Source organism: Streptomyces sp. DH12 (assembly GCF_020873895.1).
In the GTDB taxonomy this organism is placed as follows: Bacteria; Actinomycetota; Actinomycetes; order Streptomycetales; family Streptomycetaceae; genus Streptomyces.
Genome location: NZ_JAHWGT010000250.1, coordinates 1 through 745, shown reverse-complemented (window position 1 = coordinate 745; position 745 = coordinate 1). Strand labels below are relative to the sequence as shown.

Genomic DNA, 745 nt, shown 5'->3' with positions numbered 1-745 from the left:
GTGTGGCTGCTGGCCTGCGCTTCGGTCGGCGTGATCGCGGACGTCGGCGGCGCCCCGTCCGCGGCGGATGTGGTGGTGAGCGGCCCGGAGCCGGAGTCGCTGGAGGCCGCCCGCGCCTGCTCGGGCCCGCGGGTCGCGCTGGCGCTGCGGCCGCTCGGCGGGCGCTTCCCGCAGCCGCCGGAGGGCTTCGCCGACTACGCCGTGGAGGTGCCCGGGCAGGGCGACCGGTTCGTGCCGTACGCGCCCGTCGACCCGGAGGAGCCGGCGCTGATCGTGGCGGGCAGGGAGTTCTCGGGCGCGGAGGTCGTCGAGCGGGCCCGCGCGGAGGCGCCGGACCTCGGACTGACCGGCCCGGGGTCGCGCATCCTCTCCGGGCTGCCGTACGACACCTGGGAGGGACGGACCGCGGGGCTGTACGCGCCGCTGGCGACCGGCGGTTCGGTGGTGCTGTGCCGCCACCTCGACCGGCTGGGCGCCGACGCCCTGGACAAGCGGGTGGAGAGCGAACGGGTCACGGTCATCTCCCGCTGACCCGCGGGTCACCACCCCGGCCGCCACGGACCGCCTCACCCGTTCGGCGCAGCTGCACCCCTCACCCCTCCCCGGCGCGCGCCACAGTCGTAGGAAGCGGCACGCACCCGAGCGGCACGCACCGAGCAGCCCGCACCCGTACGCGTCCCGGCCCGTACGCAGTGAGGGGGTGGAACCGGCATGAGCGACACCGCAGGCATACCCCCCGAGGGAC

Annotated in this window: 1 protein-coding gene; it reads left to right on the top strand. The window is 76.9% G+C overall.

Annotation, left to right across the window (positions count from 1 at the left end; genetic code table 11):
- On the top strand, positions 1–531 hold a 531-nt coding region (locus LPA54_RS33835), incomplete at its 5' end, for a TIGR03089 family protein (protein WP_228984524.1).
- Between the last annotated feature and the right edge of the window lie 214 nt (positions 532–745).